Genomic DNA, 23,642 nt, shown 5'->3' on the forward strand with positions numbered 1-23,642 from the left:
TGCGCGAAGCCTCATAGAGCCAGACCGGGCGGAGGAGTCGTTCATCGATGGGGCGCGGCATGACCTCTCGGATTGTGCGGCTGGCGAATTTCGTCATGCCGCGCTCCGGGGGGCTGCGCACGGCGCTGCACGCCCTTGGCGAGGGATATCTCGCCGCAGGCCACGACCCGGTCCTCATCGTTCCCGGAGCCGCCCGTTCCGACGAGATGACCTCTCAGGGCCGCGTCATCACGATCCCCGGCCCGGTCGTGCCCGGCACCGGCGGGTATCGCGTCCTGCTGAACCGCCGCCGCCTGATCAGGCTGCTCGAAGACCTCGAGCCGGACCGGCTCGAGGTCTCCGACCGGTTCACCCTGCGCTGGACCGGCCGCTGGGCCCGCGAGCGCGGCATCCCGGCGGTCATGGTGTCGCACGAGAGCCTGGCCGGCCTGCTCACGTTCGCCGGCCTGCTTGGCAGCCCCTGGGCGGACCTGCTCAACGCCCGCAGCTTCCGCTCGTACGACCGCATCGTGTGCACGACCGGCTGGGCGGCCGCCGAGTTCCGCCGCATCGGTGCCGGCAACCTGTCCCAGGTGCCGCTCGGCGTCGACCTCGAACTGTTCAACCCGTCCCGATACGACGAGTCCCTGCGCGCCCGCTACGCCGAGCCCGGACAGGTGCTGCTCGTCCACTGCGGCCGGCTGTCGTCGGAGAAGCGCCCCGAGCGCTCGGTCGACGCCCTCGTCGCGCTGCGCGAGCGGGGCGTCGACGCGGTGCTCGTGGTCGCCGGCGATGGCCCCCTGCGTGCCCGGCTGCAGGAGCAGGCCCGCGGCCACGCGGTGCATTTCATGGAGTTCGTGGCCGAGCGCACCGCCGTGGCGTCGCTGCTCGCCACCGCGGACGTGGTCGTCGCGCCCGGCCCGATCGAGACCTTCGGGCTGGCCGCGCTGGAGGCGCTCGCCTGCGCGACGCCCGTCGTCGTGGACGCGGCGTCCGCGCTACCCGAGGTGATCGGCGCCGCCGGAGTCGCCGTCACCAACGATTTTGCGGGAGGTGTACTGCAAGTGCTCGCCCGACCGGTCGCAACACGTCGAGCCGACGCCCGGGCCCGCGCGGAACAGTTCTCGTGGCCGGCCGCGGTCGCCGGGTTCCTCGCGGTTCATCATTCGTCCTCGTCGGTGGCTGTGCCATGACCAATGCCTTTACCTCGCACGCCGCACGCCCCTGTGCCTGCGGGGTGGCGGTTGCCGCGTCGGGGGTGGCGGTGTCATGACCATCTTCGCCGCACTCGGCGACTCCACCACTGCCGGCTGCGGCGACCGGATGCCCGACGGCTCGTGGCGGGGCTGGGCGCCGATCTTCGCCGAGGCGATCGGCGTCCGCCTGCACAACTTCGCCACCAGCGGTGCCCGGGCCGCCGACGTCGAGCGCGATCAGCTGCCCCGCGCGCTGGCCGTGGCCCCCGACCTGGCCGCCGTGCTCATCGGCACCAATGACACGCTGCGGGACCCGTTCTCCCCGGCGCGTTTCGCCGAGAACCTCGAGCGCACCGTCGCCGCCCTCCGTGGGGCCGGCTCCGAGGTGCTCACCATCCGGCTGCCCGACCCCGGCCGCATGTTCGGCCTGCCCGGTCCGCTCGCCAGGCCCCTCGCCCGGCGAATGGCCGAGATCAACCAGGCCGCGGATCTCATCGCCGCCCGCTACGGCACCGTGCACTTTGACGCGGCAAGCAACCCGGACTCGTATGACCGCCGGATGTGGAGCGTCGACCGCCTCCACCCGAGCGAGCGCGGCCACCGCTTCCTCGCGTGCTCGTACTTCGACCTGCTCGCCGCGCGCGGCTTCCTCGACGGGCCGGCCGCCGCCGGGCTCGCCGCGGCCCGCCCCTCGCCCGAGCCGAGCAGCCCGTCTCCGACCGTGCGGGGGCAGGCATGGTGGATGGCCACCGCGGGCACCCAGTGGGTGATCCGACGCTCGACGGACCTCCTTCCCGGCCTGCTCCGCCTCGCCTGGTCCGAGTGGCGGCACGGCTCGCCCGACCTGGATCTGCTGGACCTCGAGCTCGGCGCCTCCGTGCGCGGCGACGAGGTACCGGGCAAGGTCGCGTGACCACGGCTTGACTAGGGTGGTCGGTATGGCTCGACCCGACGGACGCGTAGCAGACCAACTTCGTCCCATATCGATCACCCGCCAATGGAGCGTGCACCCGGAGGGGTCCGTGCTCATCGAGTTCGGCGCCACGCGCGTGCTCTGCACCGCCAGCGTCACGGAGGGCGTGCCCCGCTGGCGTAAGGGCTCCGGCCTGGGCTGGCTCACCGCCGAATACGCGATGCTGCCCCGCGCCACCACCACCCGCAGCGACCGGGAGAGCGTCAAGGGCAAGATCGGCGGCCGCACGCACGAGATCTCCCGCCTCATCGGCCGCAGCCTGCGCGCCTGCATCGACCTCAAGGCCCTCGGCGAGAACTCCATCGTCCTGGACTGCGACGTCCTGCAGGCCGACGGCGGCACCCGCACCGCGGCGATCACCGGCGCCTACGTGGCCCTCCACGACGCCGTTGCCTGGCTCGCCGCCCACCGCAAACTCGCCGGCAAGCCCGCCGAGGTCCTGCACCGCTCCGTCGCGGCCGTGAGCGTCGGCATCATCGGCGGCGAGCCGCGTCTGGACCTCTGCTACGAGGAGGACGTCGTCGCCGACGTCGACATGAACGTCGTCTGCACCGGCGCCGGCGACTTCGTCGAGGTGCAGGGCACCGGCGAGCAGAGCGTCTTCACCCGCGCCGAACTCGACACCCTGGTGGACCTCGGCGCCCTTGGCTGCGCCGAGCTCACCACGCTCCAGCAGAAGGCGATCGCCGGATGAAGCTGCTCCTGGCCACCCGCAACAAGAAGAAGCTCGTCGAGCTCCGCCGCGTCCTGGAGGCATCGGCCTCCCACATCGAGCTCCTGGGCCTCGACGACGTCGACGCCTATCCCGAGGCCCCTGAGACCGGCCTGACCTTCGAGGAAAACGCCCTGCTCAAGGCCCGCGAGGCCGTCCAGTACACGGGCCTGCCGAGCGTCGGCGACGACTCCGGCCTGGCCGTGGACGCCCTCAACGGCATGCCCGGCGTCTTCTCCGCCCGCTGGTCGGGCCTGCCCAGCGGCGCCCCCGACCGCGACGGCGCGAACCTCCGCCTGGTCCTGGCCCAGCTGGCCGACGTCCCGGACGAACACCTGGGCGCCGCCTTCGTCTGCGCCGCCGCCCTGGTCTACCCCGACGGCCGCGAGGAGGTAATCCGCGGCGAAATGCGCGGCCACTTGATCCGCGCCCCCCGCGGCGACGGCGGCTTCGGCTACGACCCGATCTTCGTGGCCGACGGCTACACCCTCACGACGGCCGAGCTCTCACCGGACGACAAGGACGCCATCAGTCACCGCGGCAAGGCCTTCCGCGCCTTGGCCGACCGCCTGTAGCCCACCCACCGGCCCCCGCGCTTCTCTGGGCCGCGACCGCGGCGTGGCATCGTTGCTCAGCCCGCCGCGTCGCGGCCCATTACGGCGGTCAAGCCAGCGGGCCGGTCGCCCGTTCGATCTCCTTCCTCAGGTCGCGTGACCACACCAGGGCGCGGGCCGCCTCCATCACGGGGGCGAGGAACACGTCCGGGCCCGGTCCTCCCGCGAAGCGCTCCACCGTCGCCACCGCGAGCCGACCGGCGGGCGACGGCTGCAGGGGCGTTCGGAGCTGGATGCCACGGACCGCCGAGAGCAGTTCGACGGCCAGGATGCTGCAGACGTTGTCCAGGACCGTGCGCAGCTTGCGGGCCGCGGCCCACCCCATCGAGACGTGGTCCTCCTGCATGCCGGACGTCGGCAGCGAGTCGACGCTGGCCGGCGCCGCCAGGCGGCGGTTCTCGGCGACGATGCCCGCCGCTGTGTACTGCGCGATCATCAACCCCGAGTTCACGCCCGCGTCCGGCGTCAGGAACGGCGGAAGATCACGGGAGCGGGTCGCGTCGAGGAGCCGGTCGACCCGCCGCTCCGCGATGGCGCCGACCTCGGCCGCCGCGATCGCGAGGTAGTCCGCGGCGAACCCGAGCGGCGCGCCGTGGAAGTTTCCGGTCGACTCGACCCGCCCGTCTGAAAGCACGACCGGGTTGTCGACGATCGAGCGCAGCTCTCGGCCGGCGACCGTCGCCGCGAACTCCAGCGTGTCCCGAGCGGCCCCGGCGACCTGCGGTGCGCATCGCATCGAGTACGCGTCCTGCACCGCGTGCACCAGGTCGTCCCGATGCGAGTCCATGATCGGCGAGCCCTGCAGCAGCCGGTGGATGTTCGCCGCCGAGGCGGCCTGGCCGGGATGAGGCCGGATCGAGTGCAGTTCCGGCATGAACGGCCGGTCGGAGCCGAGCATCGCCTCGATCGACAGCGCGGCGGTAACGTCCGCCATCGTGAACAGGTGAGCGGCGTCCTCGATGGCCATGAGCAGCATGCCGAGCATGCCGTCGGTGCCGTTGATGAGCGCCAGCCCCTCCTTCGACGACAGTTCGATCGGCGACACGCCCGCTTCGAGCGCACTGATCCGGGTGCCGTCCTTCGTCAGGACCCAGCCCTCGCCGATGAGCACCAGAGCGCAGTGCGCGAGCGGCGCCAGGTCGCCCGACGCGCCGAGCGAGCCGTGCTCCGGCACCCAGGGGGTGATGTCCGAGTTCAGGAGTTCGACGAGCGCCTGCGCGACCTCGGGCCGGACCCCGGAGCGGCCCCTCGCCAGCGAGCGGATGCGCAGCAGCATCATCGCCCGGACGACCTCGCGCGGCATCGGCGCCCCAACGCCCGCCGCGTGTGACCGGATCAGCGCGTGTTGTAGTTCCGCCCGCCGCTGCGGCGCGATGAACGTGTTGGCGAGCGCCCCGAAGCCGGTCGACACCCCGTAGACCGGGCGCCCGTCACGCTCGATCCCGTCGACGATGGACCGGCTCGCCCGCATCGCGTCGAGCGCGTCCTGCGCGAGGGTTACCCGCGCGTTGGCCCGGGCGACCGCGATGAGGTCGTCAGGGGTGATTCCAGAGGCGGTGATGGTGATCAAACCAGCTCCCCATTGAGCACGACGGTTGTTGTCAACGGCACCCCGGGCCGGTAGGCCAGGTGCACATAGGAGGGGGCATCGAGCACGACGAGGTCGCCGCGCGCCCCGACGGTGAGATGCCCGATGTCGCTGCGGCGCAGCGCGGCCGCCCCACCGCGGGTGGCGGCGAGCACGGCCTCGGCCGGCGTCATCGCCATCTCACGCACGGCAAGCGCGATGCAGAACGGCATCGACGTGGTGTACGACGAGCCAGGATTGCAGTCGGTGGCCAGCGCGACGGTCGCCCCGGCGTCGATCAGCGCACGCGCCGGCGGATAGGGCGATCGGGTCGAGAACTCCGCGCCGGGCAGCAGCGTCGCGACGGTGGCCGACCCCGCGAGCGCCGCGATATCCGCCGCGGACAGGTGGGTGCAGTGATCGGCCGAGGCGGCGTTGAGCTCGACGGCAAGCTGGACGCCGGGCCCCTCGCTCAGCTGATTGGCGTGCACGCGTATACCCAGTCCAGCATCGGCGCCCACGGTCAGGATCGCCCGGGAATGGTCGGCGTCGAACGCGCCCCGCTCGCAGAACACGTCGATCCAACGAGCCCCGGCACCCCGCGCCGCGGTGAGCATCGGCCCGCAGACCAGGCTGACGTAGTCGTCGGTCCGATCGGTGTACTCCGTCGGCACCACATGCGCCCCGAGGAACGTGGTTTCGACGCTGAACTCCCGGGCGATCCGCAGCGAGCGAGCCTCGTCGGCCACGCTCAGCCCGTAACCGGACTTGATCTCCATCGTCGTGGTGCCCTGCCGCAGCGCCTCGTTGCGCAGCCGGGCGACATTTGTGCGCAACTGCTCGTTGTCGGCGGCACGCGTCGCGCCGACAGTGGTGCGGATGCCGCCCCCGGTATACGGCTGACCACCCATCCGCGCCGCGAACTCGGCCGAACGGTCGCCCGCGAACACCAGGTGCGAGTGGCTGTCGACGAATCCGGGCACCACCGCCGCGCCGTCCGCGTCGAGGCGCGCGTCGGCGGCCGGCGCATCCGTCGCCCGCCCGATCCACTCGACCCGCCGGTCGTCGATGACGAGGGCGGCGTTGCGCCGAATGCCGAGCGGCCCTTCGCCCCAGGCCGGGTCCGCGGTGACCAGCTCGCCGATGTTGGTGACCAGCAGCGACCTCATCGCATCGCCCCGATCCGCCCGCCACCGACGTCCGTCGAGACCGCCCCGGTCGTCTCGCCGGTCTTCTGGTTGGCGTTCGCCATCGTCGAGGAAACGTCGGCAGCGGCCGGCCGATCACCCTGTGCGGCGTGGTAGCCGGTCGACTCCGCCGAGATGTCCCCCAGCGCGCGGGCCAGGGCCGATCCGACGTCGGACACGGCGACGTGGACTCCATCGCGAACGACGACGCGCCCGTCCACGACGACGTGGCGGACGTCGGCGGCGGTGGCCGCGAACCCGATCGCCGCCGGGTCGCAGCCGGCGGTGCGAGGCGAGTCGAGTGCCACGGTGACCAGGTCGGCTCGCGCGCCGACGGCGATGGTTCCGCTGTGCGACCAGCCGAGCGCGGCGTGCCCGGCGACCGTTGCGACGTCGATCAATTCGGCGGCGGTGAAGTGTCCTCGGTGCTCGGTGTGGAGGCGCTCATGCATCTCGACACCGCGCGCCTCCTCGAACAGGTCGACGACCGCATGGCTGTCGCTGCCCAGGCTCAGCGGGCTGCCCGCGTCGGCGAGCGCCCGGGCATGGCCGATGCCATCGGCGAGGTCCCGTTCGGTGGTCGGGCAGAAGCACACGCCGGTGCCGCTGTCGCCGAGCTCCGCCCGGTCTGCGTCGGTCAGGTGGGTGGCGTGCACCGCCGTCAACCGCGAGCCCAGCAGCCCCCGGTCGGCGAGCAGCTCGGTCGGTGTGCAGCCGTGGACGGCCAGGCAGGCCTCGTTCTCCGCGCGCTGTTCGGAGAGGTGTATGTGCGTCGGCACGCCGTCGGTGCGCGCCGAGAGCTCGGCCAGAGCGTCGGCCGGCACGGCCCGGACGCTGTGCGCAGCCGCGCCGATCCGCGCGTGTGGGCGGCCCCGAAGCCGATCCACCCGGTTCGACCACGCGTCGACCGATCCGTCGCCGAAGCGCAGCTGTACTCCTTCCAGCGGCCGTCCGTCGACCCCCGCCGTCATGTACAGCGTGTCGAGCAGCGTGATCCGGATCCCGGCATCCGCGGCCGCCGCGATGAGCGCCTCGCCCATCGCGTTCGGATCCGCATACCTCACCCCACCCGGGCCGTGGTGCAGGTAGTGGAACTCGCCGACGCAGGTGATGCCGGCGAGCGCCATCTCGGCGTACACGGCGACCGCCAGCGCGTGGTAGGAGTCCGGGTCGAGTGCTCCCGCCACCGCATACATCTGCTCTCGCCACGTCCAGAACGTGCCGCGGCCCCGTTGCGTGCGTCCGCGCAGCGCGCGGTGGAACGCGTGCGAGTGGGCGTTGGCCAGCCCCGGCAGCGTGATGCCCGCGAGCCGCACCGCGTCGGCGGCCTCCGGCGCGTCGACCGGCGTCCGCGGGCGCACCGCAACGAACCGGCCGCCGCCGATCTCGACCAGCACGTCGTTCTCGACGCCGGTCGGCAGCCAGGCGTGTGCGCAGTGGTAGCGCGTCACTGACATAGCCGTTCCAGCAAATCGGTGAGCTTCTCTACCCCGATGGCGCAGTCGGTGTCGGAGGCCGACTCCTGTGGCGCGTGCGAGATGCCCGTCGGGTTGCGAACGAACAGCATCGCCGTGTCGACGTGTCCGGCCAGCACCCCGGCGTCGTGCCCGGCGCCGGTCGGCAGCACCGGCGCGCCCAGCTCCAGCACGGCGAGTCGGCTGACGTCACCGTTGAACCCGACTTCGTCGGTCAGCGACTCGGCGGCCATCGACACGTGGGTCCCGTCGTGCCGGGCGCGCTCCTCGGCCCGCTGATGGATCGACTCGACGAGCTTCTGCAGCGTGTCAGCGTCGGCGGCTCGGGCGTCCAGCCAGGCGGAGGCGCGAGCGGCGATCGCGTTGGTGGCATTGGGCGCGACGTCGACCCGCCCGACGGTCGCATGCGCGCCGTGGGCTCGGGCCGCCTCGTCGGTCGCCAGCACGGTGTAGGCGAGGGTGAGCATCGGATCGTGCCGGTCCGCCATCCGGGTCGTGCCGGCGTGGTTACCTTCGCCGGTGAAGTCGAACCGGTATCGACCGTGCGGCCAGATCGCGCTCGCCACTCCCACCGGCGCGTCGAGGTGGTCGAGGGCCCGACCCTGCTCGACGTGGAGCTCGACGAAGGCCCCGATGCGCGCCAGCCGTTCCGGATCGGGGCCGAGCCGGTCGGGGTCGAGCCCCGCGCGGCCGATCGCCTCGGCGAGCCACGTGCCCTCCCGATCGCGCAGGCGAAGCGCCTTGGCCGGGTCGTAGGAGCCGGTGAGGAGCCGAGACCCCAGACACGGCACGCCGAACCGTGCCCCTTCCTCCTCGGCGAACACGACCACCGCGACCGGCCGGGACGGCGTCACTCCGCGCTCGCGAAGCCGGTCGATGGCGAGCAGCCCGGACACCACGCCCAGGGGGCCGTCATAGGCCCCGCCGTGCGGCACGGAGTCGAGGTGGCTGCCAGTGACGACCGCGCCCTCGCCATTGGGCTCGCCCCACCACGCCCATGTGTTGCCGTTGCGGTCGATCTCGACTTCCAGGTCTCGATCCAGCGCCTCTTCGACGAACCACTCCCGGCAGGCCAGGTCGGTGTCGGTCCACGAATGGCGCACGTATCCGCCGTCTTCGCTGACCCTTCCGATCGGGCTCAGCGACTCCCACAGCGCGGCGAACCGCTCCGCGCTCATCATGACTGCTCCCGCATCGGCACCCGAAGCCCGGCGACCCCGGCGACCTTGGCCGCGTCCTCGTATCCGGCGTCAACGTGTCGCAGCACGCCCATCGCCGGATCGTTGGTCAGCACCCGCGCCAGCTTCTGCGCGGCGAGGTCGGTGCCGTCGGCGACCGAGACCTGGCCGGCGTGGATCGAGCGCCCGATCCCGACGCCGCCACCGTGATGGATCGACACCCAGGACGCGCCCGACGCCGTGTTGACCAGGGCGTTGAGCAGCGGCCAGTCGGCGATCGCGTCGGAGCCGTCGCGCATCGCCTCGGTCTCGCGATATGGCGAGGCGACCGATCCGGTGTCGAGATGGTCGCGCCCGATGACGATCGGCGCCTCCAGTGTGCCGTCGGCGACCATCTCGTTGAACCGCAGGCCAGCGCGGTCGCGCTCACCCTGGCCGAGCCAGCAGATCCTGGCCGGGAGGCCCTGATACGCGACCCGCTCCTGCGCCATGGTGATCCAGCGGCGCAGGGACTCGTTCTCCGGGAAGAGGTCGAGGATCGCCTGGTCGGTCGCGGCTATGTCGGCGGGGTTGCCCGATAGCGCCGCCCACCGGAACGGTCCCTTGCCCTGACAGAAGAGCGGTCGGATATACGCCGGGACAAACCCCGGGAACGCGAACGCCCGATCGAATCCGCCGAGCTGTGCCTCGCCGCGGATCGAGTTGCCATAGTCGAACACCTCCGCACCGCCATCGAGGAACCCGACCATCGCCTCGACGTGGCGCGCCATCGAATGCCGGGCCCGCTCCGTGTATTCCTCGGGCTTCTTCGCCGCGTAGTCCGCCGCGTCCTCGAGCGCGATGCCGCTCGGCACGTAGGAGAGCGGGTCGTGTGCCGAGGTCTGGTCGGTCACGATGTCGACCGCCACGCCCATCCGCAGCAGCTCTGGCAGCAGCACAGCGGCGTTGCCGACGACCCCGACCGACAGCGCCCGACGGGCGATCTTGGCCTCTACCGCGAGCCGGACTCCGTCCTCAAGAGAGTCGGCGATGACGTCGAGATAGCGGGTGGCGACCCGGCGCTCGAGCCGCGCCCGGTCGACGTCGATGATCAGGCATGCGCCGCCGTTCATCGTCACCGCGAGTGGCTGTGCGCCGCCCATGCCGCCACAACCGGCGGTGACGGTCAGCGTGCCGGCGAGCGTCCCGCCGAATCGCTTCTCGGCCACCGCCGCGAACGTCTCGTAGGTGCCCTGCAGGATTCCCTGCGTGCCGATGTAGATCCACGACCCGGCGGTCATCTGCCCATACATCGTCAGGCCGAGCGCCTCCAACCGCCGGAACTCCGGCCAAGTGGCCCAGTCGCCGACCAGGTTGGAGTTGGCGATCAGCACCCGTGGGGCCCACTCGTGCGTCTGAAGCACGCCGACCGGACGGCCGGACTGGACCAGCATCGTCTCGTCGGGTGCCAGCGTCGTGAGCGTGCGAACCAGTGCCTGGAACGACGGCCAGTCGCGCGCCGCCTTGCCCGTGCCGCCGTAGACGACGAGGTCCTGCGGCCGCTCCGCGACGTCAGGATCGAGGTTGTTCATGAGCATGCGCAGGGCCGCTTCCTGTTGCCAGCCTCGCGCCGTCAACTGGGTGCCTCGAGGGGCACGGACTACTTCCATGATTCTCCTCGGCTAGGGCAGGAATATCTGACGGGTGGCGGTGGAGCGCTCGAACGCCTCAAGCCGCTCCTGAGTCTCGGCAGGCGCGGAGTCGCACATTGCCTGTAGCAGGATCGTCACCATGGCCATCGGCGCGGTGTGCAGGTCGAACACCAGCCGTGATCCGACCGGAGCGGGCAGCACCACGTCCGACTCGGCGGCGGCGGGGCTGACCGGCGAGTCCGTCACGGTGACCACACGAAGCCCGCAGGCCCGCGCCTCGCGCAGTGCGTCGATCGCCTCGCGGGGATATCGGGGCAGCACGAACGCCAGCATGGCAACCGCACCGGCCGCGCGTGCCTGTTCCAGGCGATCAGCGAACAAGCTGCCCTGCTCGTGGAGCAACCGGACATCCGGGTGCACCTTGGCGGCGAAATAGACGAAGGCTCCAGCGAGCGCCCCGGCCGCCCGCATGCCGAGCACCGGCAGCGGGCGGCTCTGCATGAGCAGGCGGCCGGCTTCGGTCAGCGGCCCGGTGTCGCGCAGGGTGTCGGAGAGCCTCTGCAGGTTGGTGGCCTCATCGCTGAGCGCCTGCTCGAACTGGCTGACCGGCTCGGTGTCGACGGTGTCGTCCATTGTGGACGGGCCGTGCCGGTAGCCGTCGATCGTCACCCGCAACTGGTCGCGCAGTGCCGGATAGCCCTCGAACCCCAGCGCCGTGGCGAACCTGGTCACCGAGGGCTGGCTGACGCCGGCGAGGGTGGCCAGGTCGCCGCTGGAGAGATAGCCGGCCTGACCGGCGTGCTCGACCAGGATGCGCGCAATGCGGCGCTGCACAGGTGTCAGGCGCTGCCCGTCGAAGAGGTCGAGAATCCGCTGGCGCGCAGATGGGGTCATGGCTCGACTGTAAGTCGGCTTTCATGGTTGCGTCAACCGCATGGAGTCATTCAGACTGTTGGCGGGAAGGGAGGATGACATGCGACGCTTTGAGGGTGCGGCTGAGCTATTTGGCGACCTACCCGATCAAGAGCTGCTATCGCGTCGAGGCGAAAGCTGCCGAAGTGGAGCCATGGGGCCTGGCGGGGGACCGGCGCTGGATCGTCGTCGACGACGAGGCCAAGCTCATCACGCAGCGGGTCTGGCCGGCAATGGGGAGGATTCGGCCGCGCTGCGACGATCGCGGTCTTGTGCTCCAAGCGCAGGGGGCGGTTCGGCTCGAAGTGCCTTTTCCGTCTGGGGCCACGGCGGAGGTCAGGCATTTTCATCAGTGGATCGCCGCGACATCTGCTGGGGACGTCGTGGACCAGTGGGTATCTCAGGTGATCGGGCGGTCGGCTCGGTTGTTCTATCTCGACGATCCGACGCGGCGAACTATCAACCCGGAGTTCGGCAACCCGGACGACCGTGTGAGCTTCGCCGACGACTATCCGTTGCTGCTGGCCAACGAGGCATCCCTATATGCGGTGAACGACTGGTTGGCCGAGGACGGCGACGAGCCGATCGCGATGACACGCTTCAGGCCCAACGTCGTCGTCGCCGGAGCCCCGGCCTGGGCGGAGGACGACTGGATCGGCCGGCGGGTCGTCATCGGTGATGTCGCGTTTCGGGTGCCGAAGCCCTGCAGCCGGTGTGTGCTGACCACCATTGACCCCGAGACGGGTGAGAAGGGCGAGCAGCCGCTTCGGGTGCTCGGCCGGCATCGACGGTTCCCGGGCGGGCTGATGTTCGGCCTCAACCTCATCCCGGACGTGCGCGGGAAGATCGCGATCGGGGACGAGGTCGCGGTCCTCTGAAGCCTTGACTGCCGCGGCTGTAGGCCGCGTGGTTGGTGGTTGGTGTTGCGGAGGGCGATCCGTCTGTAGATGTTGCTCAGCGTGGCTTGAGTTGCCGTGGTCGACGGGACTGACCGGCATCGGACAGCTGCTGACTGAGCTGTGCGGGTGGGAGTTCGGGCCGCGTTTGTAGTGGTCAAGGGAGGTGGGGCGGCGGAGTGCAAGACAGTGAGATCGAAGGGTGTGGACCGTCACGCGGCGTGTGGAGGTCAGCCGGGTGAGGCTCCTGGTAGAACAACGCGCGTGTCGTTTCTGTTATGGGCCGGGCAGGCCATGGGGTACCGGCGTGCCGGCGCCGGAGTGGGGGCTGCCGTGGTGTGTTTCGCCGCGGGGTATCTCGGGGCGCCAGGCGAGCCGTTCGAGCATCCCAAGCGGCTCGCGCTGACGGTGCTGCTCTTCTTGGCCGGGCTGGCGGCGCTCCTATGGGCGGGGGCGATGGCGCACGTCGGCGTGCAGATCAGCATGTACAACGTGCGGATTCGGCACGGGTTGCTGCCGATGCCGTCCATCGCGGTGCCGCTGCGCATGGTGCACGACGTGCGTACGGTCGACGTGCGGTGGAGCATCGGGCAGCGGTGGGGGTGGACGTGGGTGCCCGGGCGTGGGCGGGCCGTCATCGTACGGTCCGGGCCGGCGTTGACGTTCGACTTCGGTGGGCGGCAGTTCACGGTCAGCGTCGATGAGCCGGAAGAGGCCATGGCCGCGCTCAACCGGATGCGGCTGTCCGCGCGCTAGACCGACGCGTCGAAAGCCGTGCTCGACCTACGGCACGAAGATGGCGCTAGGGGGCCAGCCGGTCCCGCCGTGGTTACCTCGCTGCTTCGGGTAGCGGGCGCGTCGGGGACCGAGAGCGCAGTCCCGTCGATCACTGTCAGTAGCGGTCCCTGCCGCCGGACCGTCTGTCTTCCCGCCGTGGCGGCCGCAGGCGCGCAGCAGGTCGGATAACGCGCGGAGCGGGCGGGTCCGAGTCCTTGCCGGGCGGAGCGGTTCGGCAGAGTTCGGGTCGACCAGGGCGTTCCGGGGCATGAAACACCGGTCCTGGCGCCGAATATCGGTTCCTACATCGACGGCCGGGAACGATTACCGTCACTGTATCCAGGGTGGCGTTAGGTGCGCGGGAGTGCGGCGTCGTTCGGTCTCCGCGTCGCCCACGCGATCACGTTCGACGCGCCGGCGCGACCGCCCGCCCGATCGGGAGATCGTTACGGTGCGTGAAGCCTGGCCGGAAAGTACGGCAGCAGGCCGGCGCCGAACACGGTCGGGCGCAGCGGTGCCAAGCCCTCGTCAGGCCGGGACCGGCGCGCGCCGCTCACCCGACCCGTGCGAGACGAGGGTCGTGGGCAGCACGACGGTCTCAACCGGCCGGTCCCGGTCCGCGAGCCGGGCCAGGGCCAGCCGGCCCGCCTGCCGCCCCATCTCCTCGGGATCGTCGGCTACGACCGTCACGCCGAGCACCCTGGCCCATTCAACATTGTCGAAGCCGACGACGGCGGGCAGCGGGTCCGGGGCGCGATAGACGAGTTCCTCCACGACGCCGAGCAACGCCCTGTTGTTGCCCGCGAAGAAGGCCGTAGGCGGGTCCGGGGTGTCGAGCAGCTCGGCTACGCGGGCCCGGGCGGCGGCCACGTCGTGCGCGCCGGTACGCAGCCACCGACGCCAGTCCGTCACCCCGGCCGCCTCGAGCGCGCCGGCCATTCCGGCGAGGCGGTCACGGTGGGTCGGCAGCCAGTCGTAGTCACCGATGAAGGCGATGCGCCGGTGCCCCGCGGAGAGCAGGTGCAGAGCGGCGGCACGTCCGCCACCAACGTTGTCGAATACGACAGCGTCGGCATCCAGATGCTGCGCTGGGCGGTCGACGAAGATCACTGGCATGCCGCGATCCTGGAGCTCCCGGTAGACCGTGTGGTCAGCCATCGCCGACGCGACGATCACCGCCTTCGTCTGGTGGTCGGCGAGATTGCGCGCCAGCGACCACTCGACCTCGGGCGACTCGCCTGAGTTGGCCACCGTGAGCAGCAGGCCGCCCGTGCGCAGTTCGTCTTCGAGTCCCTTCGCCAGGGCGGGGTAGAAGGGGTTGGCCAGGTCGCTGGTGATCAGACCGACGGAGTCGAACAACTGCCCGCGCGCGAGCAGGCTCGCCGCGGCGTTGCGCTGGTAGCCGAGCTGCTGGGCTGCGGCGAACACCCGCTCGCGCTTGGCGGCGCTGACGTGGGGCTCACCTCCGAGTGCCCGCGAGGCGGTCTTCAGGCTGACTCCCGCGAGCTCGGCGACGTGCGTAAGCGTCGGGCGTCGGGTCGCATCTGCCTGTCCAGCAGGTTGGTTTGTCACACCACTCATTGTCCTCAGACGGGCCCACCGCATGGGCTAGTGCCAACGCCGCTCGGCCAGGCGCTCTGGGCAGCGAGCTGGCAAGGGTGCGTGTTGATCGAGGGAGAGGCCGAGTTCCGGCATAGGGGTTTGTCACTCCGGACAACCCATACCAGGAACTCCGCTTGGTCGATCAGATTGCCATAACCCGAACGGTGACGGAAGCCGCGGGTCGGGTTCGCGTCGGCTCGTCCGGTTCGAGATCCCGTCACGTTTGCGGGCGCTGACGCCGTGCGGACGGCTGCACCGAGTGCCTTATGCCGCGCCGATGCGAACGTCGTAGCCGACTACCGGGACTTTCGGCCCCTTGACGGCATACGCGCGGCCTGCCAAGCTTCCTAACCAAACCAATGACAGCGCTGTCATTAGTAAGGGGGGGCAGTCCTCATGGTGCGTGTGCGCCTCAGGGTAGGTCGGTCCGACCGGCCGTGTGCGACCCACTGGTGGCCAGCGGTCACCGGTCCGCCCCTGGCCACGCCTCGACGGACCACGTCGGCGGGTGTATCCATTCCCGGCCCGAAATGGTGAAGATCAGGACCTCGCCGTCCTGATCGGGCTCGCGGCCGGCGGCCGTCCAGTCGCCGACCTTCTGCGAGAAGTATTGATGATCGTGTAGAGGTGGTCTGGGTCCACCTCTGCAGTCCGTGCAGCTTGGCAATGCCCACAACCCGGACTGGTTCGGGGCGGTCGCCAAGCGGCGCTGGCTCAACCGTGGCTGGGTGAACGGCCTGGCTGCGGCGCGCGCGGGTCTCGCCGGCCTGGCGCAGCAGTCAGTAGAACGCCGACACCGAGCCAAGGTGTACGCCCCGTCGAGCGGATGGCTCCATACCTCGACCGGGCGACGTCAACGAATCGAGCTAATACCCCGGCTCGGCTTCACAGATCAGGAGACCGGCAACAGATGAAGTTAGTCAGTCCAGGGATAGGCAGACGCCTTCCGCGTCTTGCCATCCCAAGCGTCGTGGCGCTGGTCGCCACTTCGGGATTCGTGGCGGTGCCGTCGGCGATGGCGGCCGAACCCCTCGTCACCAACCCCGCTCAGTACGTCCACACGCTCGCCGGCACGCAGGGCGCGACCAACTCGTTCCCGGGTCCGGCCATGCCCTTCGGCATGGTTCAGTTCTCACCGGACACCGCCAGCGGGGGCAACGTTCAGAGCACCAACGGCCCCAGCGGCGCCGGTTACAAGTACAACCAGAACCACGTCATCGGGTTCGGCATGACCCACGCCTCTCAGGGCTGTGGCATGGGCGGTGACTTCCCGATCCTTCCCACCAGCTACGACAACCTCACGGCCACGTCGAACACCGCGGCACCGTGGGCCCAGAAGATCTCGCTGAGCCGCACCGAATTCCCGGAGACCGGGGAGACGGGCTACTACAAGGCGACCGCCCGCGACACCTCGACCATGAACGGGACGAATGCCGCCGGTCGGTTGATCACCACCGAGCTGAGCGCCTCCACCCGTGCCGGTATCGCTCAGTTCACCTTCCCGGCCGACACGCCGGCGCCGAAGGTGTTCCTGCGGACCAACCAGACCGCCTGGTCGACGTCCTCCTACAACTCGGAGATGACGGTCGACCCGGCGACCGGGCTGATCACGGCTCGGGCCCTGGTCGGGAACTTCTGCCGCAAGGGCCAGCAGCACAACCTGTACTACGCGCTGCGTTTCGAGCAGCCCTGGGCCGGCTTCGGCACCTGGGTCAACGGGCAGGCCGCTCAGGCCGGGCGTACGCATGTCTCCACCAGCGCGAACACCCAGACCGGTGGCTACTTCACGTTCCCGGACGGGACGCAGGTCATCCGCGCCCGCATGGCGATCTCCTACACCTCGACGGCGAACGCCGTGCTCAACCTGAACACCGAGATGCCCAACACGCGGACGTTCGACGATGTCCGGACGGCCAACCGTGCGGCGTGGAACACCGAGTTGAGCAAGGTTCAGGTCTCCGCGCCGGTTGAGGGCCAGTCGGACGACTACCTGCGCACCTTCTACACCGCGCTCTACCACTCGATCACTCACCCGGCCACCCACAGTGACGTCAACGGTGAGTACCTCGGGTTCGAGTCGACGCCGAAGGTCCACAACGTCTCGGAGAGCCCCGGGGCAAACGGGCGGACCCGGCGCCAGTACACGATGATCTCCGACTGGGACACCTATCGGGCCCTGACCCCCTTCCAGGCAGCCATCTGGCCGGATGTCGCCTCCGACCAGGCTCAGTCCCTGGTCAATGCGGCCGAGCAGATGGGTTCCTTCCCCCGGTGGGCGGTTGCCAACACCTCGACTAACCAGATGAACGGGGACAGCGTCGCACCGCTGCTGGCGTTCACGTGGCACTTCGGTGCGCGCGACTGGAATGTCGACCGCGCGATCGACATCATGCTCGAGAACTCGATCGGCAGTAAGGCCGGCAAGTTCACCGGCGGCACCAACACTGGCGCCGGTAACACCAACGGCATGACGAACACCCGCTGGCCGATCATGCAGCGGCCCGGTGCCGACTACTACAACGAGTACAAGTACGCCCCGCAGCTGCGGCCTTTCCAGGCGGACCACGTGGTCACGGGCGCGTCCTACACGCTCGAATACGCGATCGCCGACTTCTCCGTCGCCGAGCTCGCCCAGGCCAGGGGCCGCACCGCCACCGCCAAGCAGTTCTACGAGCGGGCCCAGTGGTGGCAGAACCTGTGGAACCCGACGGCGGACGGCATCCAGCCGCGCGACGTCAACGGCCGCTACCCGGAGTCCGACCCGCGCCTGCAGTACCCGGCTTCGTTCGGTTACCGCGGTAACGTCTACGACCTCGGCCAGCAGGGCTTCGAGGAGGGCAACGCCGAGCAGTACCTGTGGATGGTGCCGCACAACCTCGCCGGCCTGATCACCGCCATGGGCGGTAAGGAGGCCGCGACCGAGCGGCTCGACAAGTTCCTGTCGACCGGCCTGGTCCGTGGTGCCGGCGCCAACGTGCCCTACATGAACCTCGACAACGAGCCGAACTTCGGTGTGCCGTGGGTCTACAACTACCTGGGCCGCCCCGACAAGACGGCCGAAGTGGTCGACAAGATCACGAGCACCCTGTTCGGCTACAAGCCGGCGGGTTCCGAGCCCGGCAACGACGACCTCGGTGCCCTCGCCAACCTTTACGTGTGGGCGGCGCTGGGTATGTACCCCGAGACCTCCGGCGCGTCGGCCGTGAACTTCAACACCCCGATTTTCGACAAGTCGGTCATCAAGCTCGGCAACGGTCGCACGCTGACCATCAACGCCCCCGGCGCTCAGGCGGGCAAGCGGTACATCAACAACGTTAAGATCAACGGTGCGTCGTCGACCAAGTCCTGGTTCGACTGGAAGACCGTGTCCAAGGACACCACGATCGACTTCACCGTCGCTTCCACGCCCAACGCGTGGGGCACCGGCAACTCCGACCTCCCGCCGTCGTGGCAGGAGAGCTCCAAGCCCGTCTCGCTCAACGTCAACACCGTCGGCTCGCCGACGTTCGGCGCCGTCGAGCTGCAGCCTGGCGCAACCGGCACCACCAAGGTCGACATCCAGCGCATCGGCTCGAAGGCCCAGGCGCTCCACGTCGCCGTCACCACCTCGAACCCGGGCATCGTCGTCGCTTCGGTTCCGACCCAGCACTTCGACGCTCAGGGCCGCGTCAGTGTGCCCCTGTCCATCACCGTCGCTCCCCACGTGCCTTCGGGCTACTACCAGGCGACTGTGACCGTGACCTCGAACGGATCGTCGACCTCTGAGAAGGCCATTCTCCGGGTCGTCAAGCCAGGGTCGCTCGAGGCCAGCAAGACCGTCACGGGCACCGCCCTCTATGACGCCCTCAAGGGCTCGTTCGACGGCCAGAGCGGCATCACGTGGTCCGGTGGCAACGGCACCAACATGGGGAACAACACCACCACCAACACCTACGACCGCAAGGAGCTCGCCGCCGTGGGTCTCGCCCCCGGCGCGGTCAAGCACTTCACCGCCAGTGGCGTGCCCCTGTCCGTCGTGTGGCCCAACGCGCCCGTCGGGTACGCCGAGGCCTACCAGCCGGCCGCGAACCAGACCATCCAGCTCGAGCGTCCCACCTCGACGTTCTCGCTTGTTGGCGCGGCCTACACCGGGAACACGACCGTCCAGGCGACGCTGCAGATCACCGATGGCACCAATGTCGCCGAGGCCACCTACCCCGTGGCCTTCTCGAACTGGGTCCTGCCGTCGGCGGTCGGCGACGTTCGCAACGGGACGCTGCAGCCGCAGTACGACAACAGCGTCGTCGCGTGGACGCCGCACCGCCTCGCCGTCGAGACGGCCAACGACGCGGGCGCGTACATCTTCGCGACCAAGCCGTACGTCGCCCCCGCGGGCTGGAAGGTCACCTCGATCACGTTCCCGACGGCCGGCACCGGCCAGCGGATCTTCGCGGTCGCAGGCGACGCCCCGGCCGTGCAGCTGGCGGCCAGCGAGGCCAAGTCCGGTGACGTGGTCGCTGTGACCGGGTCCGGCTTCGTCGCCGGCGAGCCGGTGACCGTCTCGCTCGACAAGGTGAGCGTTGTGCTCGTGGCGAATGCGTTCGGCGCCATCTCCGGCAAGATCTCGGTTCATCCGTCGCTGAAGTCGGGGACCTACCAGGTGTCGGCTTCGGTGCCTTCACTGCCGGCCGGGTCTGTTCAGGCCCCGGCTCTCGTCGTGCGCAAGTAGGTAAAGGCGTATGGCCAGAAAGGGGCGGGCGTGTGGTCAGGTGCCGGGTGATCCGAAGGATCTCTGGAAGCTGATCGGATAGCCGTCCCGGCGGGGTGGTTCGTTCTACGGGACGAGCCACCCCGAGACGGCACGCTGCGACAGCGTCGAAACGTGCCGGAACCAAGCAAGGGCGTGCCAGGGCCAGAAGCCGAGCGCGGCCGGAGAAGACATGATGAGGCCCGGTGGAGTATCCGTCCACCGGGCCTCGGTGTGCCGCCCGATCGCGCACACCGGCGACGTTTGAAGAACCCGTGACCACCGCGATGGGGGGAGCGGAGGAGCCTGTGCGAGGCATCCCGCAGCCTCCCGGTAAGCACGCCGAGAGACGTGCGAGCAGGATGCGTCCAGCCTGTGGGGCCGGTGAGAGTCGAACTCACACTGGCACGGACCTAAACCGTGTGCCTCTGCCATTGGGCTACGGCCCCTGTAACCGAGAGACACAATACTCAGTCCGGCCGCATGAGCTCCACCGTGACGCCGAGGTGTCTGCTCGGCGCGCCGTGGCACCCCCCACGCGGCGGCGGAACGTCGTCGTAGTCGCGGGCGCCGCTCGCGGCTGGCCGGGGCGGTCGAACATCTCGTCCCAAGCTTCGACCGTGGCCCCGGACATCGTTCGCCTGACGGGTGCCTGGGCACGAACCGTTTCGGCCGGATCGGGCCCGGGGGCGTCTCCGCTCAGTCCAGGCCGAGATCCTTGCGAAGCTTCGCCACGTGTCCGGTCGCCCGCACGTTGTAAAGAGCCCGCTCGATGGTCCCCTTTTCGTCGATCACGAAGGTGGAGCGGATCACGCCGAGCACCGTGCGGCCGTAGTTCTGCTTCTCGCCATAGGCGCCGTAGGCGCGCAGCACCGAGCGGTCGGGGTCGGAGACGAGCGGGAACGTGATCGCGTCGCGCTCGCGGAACTGGGCCAACTTCGCGGGGGAGTCCGGCGAGATGCCGACGACCTCGTAGCCGGCCGCCTGCAGCGAGGCGAGGTTGTCGCGAAAGTCACACGCCTGCTTGGTGCAACCCGGCGTCATCGCGGCGGGGTAGGCATAGAGGACGACCTTGCGACCGCGAAGGTCGGCGAGCGACAGGGGCTCGTCCCGGTCCGTCTGCAGCGTGAACTCGGGGGCGGTGTCGCCCGGCTCGAGGCGCGTCGTCGTCATCACTGGACTCTATCGCGTGCGGGTCGGGGTCGAGGGGGCACATGGCGCCGCGTACGTGGATTGCTACTTACGGTTGTTGGGAACTTTTGGTGGCCGACCCGCGACCACCCGGGAATGACGGGCGCGAAATCATGACGGCATGACCCGACGCAGATGGTCCGTGCCGCTGGCGATGCTCCTCGGCGCCCTGGCCATCCTCGTGTTGCCCGCCGCGCCCGCCAGCGCGCACGCCACCCTTGAGCAGTCCGCGCCCGTCGCCGGCACGGTCCTCGACCGGCTACCCGGCGAGGTCACGCTGACCTTCAGCGAGCCAGTGCGTCTCGTCACCGACAAGATTCGGATCACCGGCCCGGACGGCAACCGGGCCGACACCGGCAAGCCCGCCGTGCGCGACACGGAGCTGGTCATCCCGCTGAAGCCGAGCGGGCCCAAGGGCACCTATCTGGTCAGCTATCGGGTCATCTCGGCCGACAGCCATCCCGTCAGCGGCGGCTACAGCTTCTCCTTCGGCCAGGTCTCCGCGACCCCGAACGCCGACGACGCCGGCTCCTCGGTCCAGACCGACGCCGTGGTCAAGAACACCATGTCGGTCGCGCGCTTCCTCGGCTACGCCGGCCTGGTGCTGCTCGTCGGCCCGGTGCTGATCCTGTTCGCCCTCTGGCCGCGCCGGCTCCCCGCCCGCGACCCGGGCCGGCTGGCGCAGACGGGCGCCGGGCTGCTCGCGGTGAGCACGATCCTGGAGTTGTACCTTCAGATCCCCTACACCGCCGGCACGACGCTCTTCGACGTCACCGGCGCGGCGACCCGCGACGTGCTGGGCACCCCGTTCGGCGCGGCGCACCTCGTGCGGCTCGGCGTGGTCCTCGCCGCCGCGGTGCTGCTGCGCCCGGTGATCGCGGGGCGCGCGGGCAAGGTCGACCAGACGCTGTTGATCATCCTCGGCGTGGTCGGGCTGGCCACCTGGCCGATCTCCGGGCACCCCAGCGCGTCGCCGGTGCCGACCCTGACCGTGGTCGCCGACGCCGCCCACCTCGCGGCCATGTCGATTTGGCTCGGCGGGCTGGTCATGCTGTTCGGGTTCCTGCTGCGCCGCGCGAACACGCGGGAGCTCGCCGCGATCGTCCCGGTGTGGTCCGGATGGGCGCTCTTCGCGATCACGGTGCTGGTGCTGGCGGGCACCGCGCAGGCGCTCGTGGAGATCGGCACGATCGACGCGCTCACGGGCACGTCGTACGGCCAATTGGTGATCGCCAAGGTGGCGCTGCTCGCCATCGTGGTGTTTGTGGCCGCGTACTCCCGCCGCCTGACGAACAGCCGCTTCGCGCCGAGCCCGGTTGTGACCGACAGAAGCGACATTTCGGAAATATCCGGAACGGCACCTGCGGCGATCGGTACGCGAGCGGCGGACGGCGCCGAGGCACTGGACGGCGCCGAAGCGCTGGAACCCGCCGAAGTGCTGGAACGCGGAGAGCTCGAAGGTTTTGAAGCGGCGGAAAGGGGCGGGGAGGAGGTTGGCCGGCGTACCGAAGTGGATCAACCCGGGGCGGAGGAGCGCGGTCGGAAGCGACTGCGCACCGCGGTCCTGATCGAGGTCGCCGTCGCCGTCGTCGTCCTGGCGCTCACCTCGGTGCTGGTGCAGACCAGCCCGGCGCGCAGCGCGCGGAGCGACGTCCCGTCCGGGCCGTTCGACAGCACCGTCTCGACCAGCCTGCTCAAGCTCCAGGTCGAGATCTCGCCGGCCACGGTCGGGCAGAACTCCATTCACCTGTACGCCTTCAAGCCCGACGGCTCCGGACCCCAGACGGTGGTCGAGTGGAAGGCGACCGCGGCCCTGCCGGCCAAGGGCATCGAGCCCCTCACCGTGCCGACCCTCGCCCTCTCCGACGACCACGCGGTGGGGCAGATCTCGCTCGTCTCGGCGGGCACGTGGGAGTTCAAGTTCACGGCCCGCGTCGACGATCTCAACCAGACCACGGTCACGGTGCAGGTGCCCGTCAGATCCTGAGCGATCCCGGCTCCCGGACCAGCGCACCGGGTCCGAAAACCGACAATGTGACAACCGAGCCGAGGGAGCCGGTCCTGCCTACCGAGTGCGAGCTCGGCCGGCCCGCGCCGAAGGACGTCGAGCTCGACAGGGCTCGACAGGGACGGCCCGATTGAGCTGCCCCCGCTGCCCGCCATGCCGGCCATCGAACGGCAGTTCACCTGGGCCCGGTCGCGCTGCGCGAGCCCGCCGGGGACGCCGCGCGCGGGCCGGGGACGACGTCCCCGGCCGCGTGAGCCGCGCCACAGCGGCTCTGTGGCGTTGGTAACGACAACGCGCAGTACTGGCGATTACGCCGATCGAGGAGTGAGAAGTCGGCCAGATGAACACTAGGCTGTCCGGTGTGGGTGATCTTTTGGTCTGGATCGACTGTGAGATGACGGGGCTGGATCTGGGGAAGGACGCGCTGATCGAAGTTGCGGCGCTGGTGACCGACCCAGATCTCAACGTGCTTGGCGAGGGCGTCGACGTGGTGATCCACGCCGACGACGCCGCGCTCGACGGGATGCTCGAGGTCGTCCGTGACATGCACGGCAAGTCGGGCCTCACCGAGGCCGTGCGCGCCTCCACCGTGACCGTGGCCGAGGCCGAGGACATGATCATGTCGTACGTCACGGAGCACGTGCGCGACCCGCGCACCGCCCCGCTGTGCGGCAACTCGATCGCGACCGACCGCGGCTTCCTCGCCCGCGACATGCCGCGCCTCGACAACCACCTCCACTACCGGATGATCGACGTGTCCTCCATCAAGGAGCTGTGCCGGCGGTGGTATCCGCGGGTGTACTTCGGCCAGCCGCCGAAGGGACTCGCCCACCGCGCCCTGGCCGACATCCGCGAGAGCATCCGCGAGCTCGAGTACTACCGGCGCACGCTGTTCGTGCCGCTGCCCGGGCCCGACGTCGACACCGCGAAGGCCATCGCCGCCGAGCTGAGCCGGGAAGGCGACACGAACGAGGCGTAACCCTGTCGACGGATCCCGCCCCCCATGCCCTACTATTAG

General features: G+C 70.0%; 17 protein-coding genes and 1 tRNA gene. 9 read left to right on the forward strand and 9 right to left on the reverse strand.

Translation table 11 applies throughout. The features are described 5' to 3' along the window. Positions 1-59 precede the first annotated feature (59 nt). The 4 genes from AB0367_RS03770 (at position 60) to rdgB (ending at position 3,435) form a co-directional block, all read left to right on the forward strand. Positions 60-1,172 (forward strand): glycosyltransferase, encoded by a 1,113-nt coding sequence (locus tag AB0367_RS03770; RefSeq protein WP_366224588.1) that lies wholly within the window; start codon positions 60-62, stop codon positions 1,170-1,172. 76 nt (positions 1,173-1,248) lie between these two features. Beyond that, the gene (locus AB0367_RS03775; RefSeq protein WP_366224589.1) at positions 1,249-2,088 is read left to right on the forward strand and encodes an SGNH/GDSL hydrolase family protein; all 840 of its coding nucleotides are present in this window, start codon (positions 1,249-1,251) and stop codon (positions 2,086-2,088) included. 25 nt (positions 2,089-2,113) lie between these two features. Next, on the forward strand, positions 2,114-2,842 hold the full coding sequence (rph, locus tag AB0367_RS03780) for a ribonuclease PH (RefSeq protein ID WP_366224590.1): 729 nt from the start codon (positions 2,114-2,116) through the stop codon (positions 2,840-2,842). Then, complete coding sequence (gene rdgB, locus AB0367_RS03785; protein WP_366224591.1) at positions 2,839-3,435, forward strand: RdgB/HAM1 family non-canonical purine NTP pyrophosphatase; 597 nt, start codon at positions 2,839-2,841, stop codon at positions 3,433-3,435. Before rph ends, rdgB begins: the two co-directional genes overlap by 4 nt. Positions 3,436-3,523: 88 nt before the next feature. Here rdgB and hutH read toward each other — a convergent pair whose 3' ends face one another. From hutH to AB0367_RS03815, 6 genes are read right to left on the reverse strand one after another with little or no spacing between them, the layout of a single operon-like run. Next, complete coding sequence (gene hutH, locus AB0367_RS03790; RefSeq protein ID WP_366224592.1) at positions 3,524-5,044, reverse strand: histidine ammonia-lyase; 1,521 nt, start codon at positions 5,042-5,044, stop codon at positions 3,524-3,526. Beyond that, complete coding sequence (hutI, locus tag AB0367_RS03795; protein WP_366224593.1) at positions 5,041-6,210, reverse strand: imidazolonepropionase; 1,170 nt, start codon at positions 6,208-6,210, stop codon at positions 5,041-5,043. The genes hutH and hutI overlap by 4 nt, the downstream gene beginning before the upstream one ends. Beyond that, positions 6,207-7,679: a formimidoylglutamate deiminase gene (locus AB0367_RS03800; protein ID WP_366224662.1), complete on the reverse strand. Its 1,473-nt coding sequence runs from the start codon at positions 7,677-7,679 to the stop codon at positions 6,207-6,209. The genes hutI and AB0367_RS03800 overlap by 4 nt, the downstream gene beginning before the upstream one ends. Then, complete coding sequence (locus AB0367_RS03805; protein ID WP_366224663.1) at positions 7,676-8,881, reverse strand: allantoate amidohydrolase; 1,206 nt, start codon at positions 8,879-8,881, stop codon at positions 7,676-7,678. Before AB0367_RS03805 ends, AB0367_RS03800 begins: the two co-directional genes overlap by 4 nt. Beyond that, a complete protein-coding gene (hutU, locus tag AB0367_RS03810) occupies positions 8,881-10,533 on the reverse strand; it encodes a urocanate hydratase (protein WP_366224665.1) in 1,653 nt (550 codons plus the stop codon). Before hutU ends, AB0367_RS03805 begins: the two co-directional genes overlap by 1 nt. A 9-nt stretch (positions 10,534-10,542) precedes the next feature. Next, a complete protein-coding gene (locus AB0367_RS03815; RefSeq protein WP_366224594.1) occupies positions 10,543-11,406 on the reverse strand; it encodes a MurR/RpiR family transcriptional regulator in 864 nt (287 codons plus the stop codon). Between the two features lie 110 nt (positions 11,407-11,516). On the opposite strand from AB0367_RS03815, the gene AB0367_RS03820 reads away from it, so the two are divergent. Together AB0367_RS03820 and AB0367_RS03825 are read left to right on the forward strand one after the other, a co-directional pair. Beyond that, positions 11,517-12,302, forward strand: coding sequence for an MOSC N-terminal beta barrel domain-containing protein (locus tag AB0367_RS03820; protein ID WP_366224595.1), 786 nt, complete (start codon positions 11,517-11,519; stop codon positions 12,300-12,302). Between the two features lie 282 nt (positions 12,303-12,584). Beyond that, positions 12,585-13,076 (forward strand): hypothetical protein, encoded by a 492-nt coding sequence (locus tag AB0367_RS03825; RefSeq protein WP_366224596.1) that lies wholly within the window; start codon positions 12,585-12,587, stop codon positions 13,074-13,076. A gap of 549 nt (positions 13,077-13,625) precedes the next feature. Here the strand turns inward: AB0367_RS03825 and AB0367_RS03830 are convergent. Next, positions 13,626-14,669, reverse strand: a complete 1,044-nt coding sequence (locus AB0367_RS03830) for a LacI family DNA-binding transcriptional regulator (RefSeq protein WP_366224597.1) — start codon at positions 14,667-14,669, stop codon at positions 13,626-13,628. A 1,000-nt stretch (positions 14,670-15,669) separates the two neighbouring features. On the opposite strand from AB0367_RS03830, the gene AB0367_RS03835 reads away from it, so the two are divergent. Next, entirely contained in the window at positions 15,670-19,407 is a 3,738-nt protein-coding gene (locus AB0367_RS03835; RefSeq protein ID WP_366224598.1) for a GH92 family glycosyl hydrolase, read from the forward strand. Between the two features lie 394 nt (positions 19,408-19,801). Here AB0367_RS03835 and AB0367_RS03840 read toward each other — a convergent pair. Further along, a tRNA-Leu gene (locus AB0367_RS03840) sits at positions 19,802-19,874 on the reverse strand. A gap of 250 nt (positions 19,875-20,124) precedes the next feature. Beyond that, complete coding sequence (bcp, locus tag AB0367_RS03845; protein WP_350544691.1) at positions 20,125-20,598, reverse strand: thioredoxin-dependent thiol peroxidase; 474 nt, start codon at positions 20,596-20,598, stop codon at positions 20,125-20,127. A 139-nt stretch (positions 20,599-20,737) separates the two neighbouring features. Here bcp and AB0367_RS03850 point away from each other — a divergent pair, with 139 nt between their 5' ends. Both AB0367_RS03850 and orn read left to right on the forward strand, forming a co-directional pair. After that, a complete protein-coding gene (locus AB0367_RS03850; RefSeq protein WP_366224599.1) occupies positions 20,738-22,603 on the forward strand; it encodes a copper resistance protein CopC in 1,866 nt (621 codons plus the stop codon). Between the two features lie 361 nt (positions 22,604-22,964). Further along, positions 22,965-23,603, forward strand: coding sequence for an oligoribonuclease (gene orn, locus AB0367_RS03855; protein ID WP_366224600.1), 639 nt, complete (start codon positions 22,965-22,967; stop codon positions 23,601-23,603). Positions 23,604-23,642 lie beyond the last annotated feature (39 nt).

This window comes from Dactylosporangium sp. NPDC051484 (assembly GCF_040689395.1).
In the GTDB taxonomy this organism is placed as follows: Bacteria; Actinomycetota; Actinomycetes; order Mycobacteriales; family Micromonosporaceae; genus Dactylosporangium.

Excerpts from the sequence above, each read along its gene's own strand:
- AB0367_RS03770 (WP_366224588.1), top strand. The coding sequence starts at position 60 with ATGACCTCTCGGATTGTGCGGCTGGCGAATTTCGTCATGCCGCGCTCC.
- AB0367_RS03775 (WP_366224589.1), top strand. The coding sequence starts at position 1,249 with ATGACCATCTTCGCCGCACTCGGCGACTCCACCACTGCCGGCTGCGGC.
- rph (WP_366224590.1), top strand. The coding sequence starts at position 2,114 with ATGGCTCGACCCGACGGACGCGTAGCAGACCAACTTCGTCCCATATCG.
- rdgB (WP_366224591.1), top strand. The coding sequence starts at position 2,839 with ATGAAGCTGCTCCTGGCCACCCGCAACAAGAAGAAGCTCGTCGAGCTC.
- hutI (WP_366224593.1), bottom strand. The coding sequence starts at position 6,210 with ATGAGGTCGCTGCTGGTCACCAACATCGGCGAGCTGGTCACCGCGGAC.
- AB0367_RS03805 (WP_366224663.1), bottom strand. The coding sequence starts at position 8,881 with ATGAGCGCGGAGCGGTTCGCCGCGCTGTGGGAGTCGCTGAGCCCGATC.
- AB0367_RS03815 (WP_366224594.1), bottom strand. The coding sequence starts at position 11,406 with ATGACCCCATCTGCGCGCCAGCGGATTCTCGACCTCTTCGACGGGCAG.
- bcp (WP_350544691.1), bottom strand. The coding sequence starts at position 20,598 with ATGACGACGACGCGCCTCGAGCCGGGCGACACCGCCCCCGAGTTCACG.
- AB0367_RS03850 (WP_366224599.1), top strand. The coding sequence starts at position 20,738 with ATGACCCGACGCAGATGGTCCGTGCCGCTGGCGATGCTCCTCGGCGCC.
- orn (WP_366224600.1), top strand. The coding sequence starts at position 22,965 with ATGAACACTAGGCTGTCCGGTGTGGGTGATCTTTTGGTCTGGATCGAC.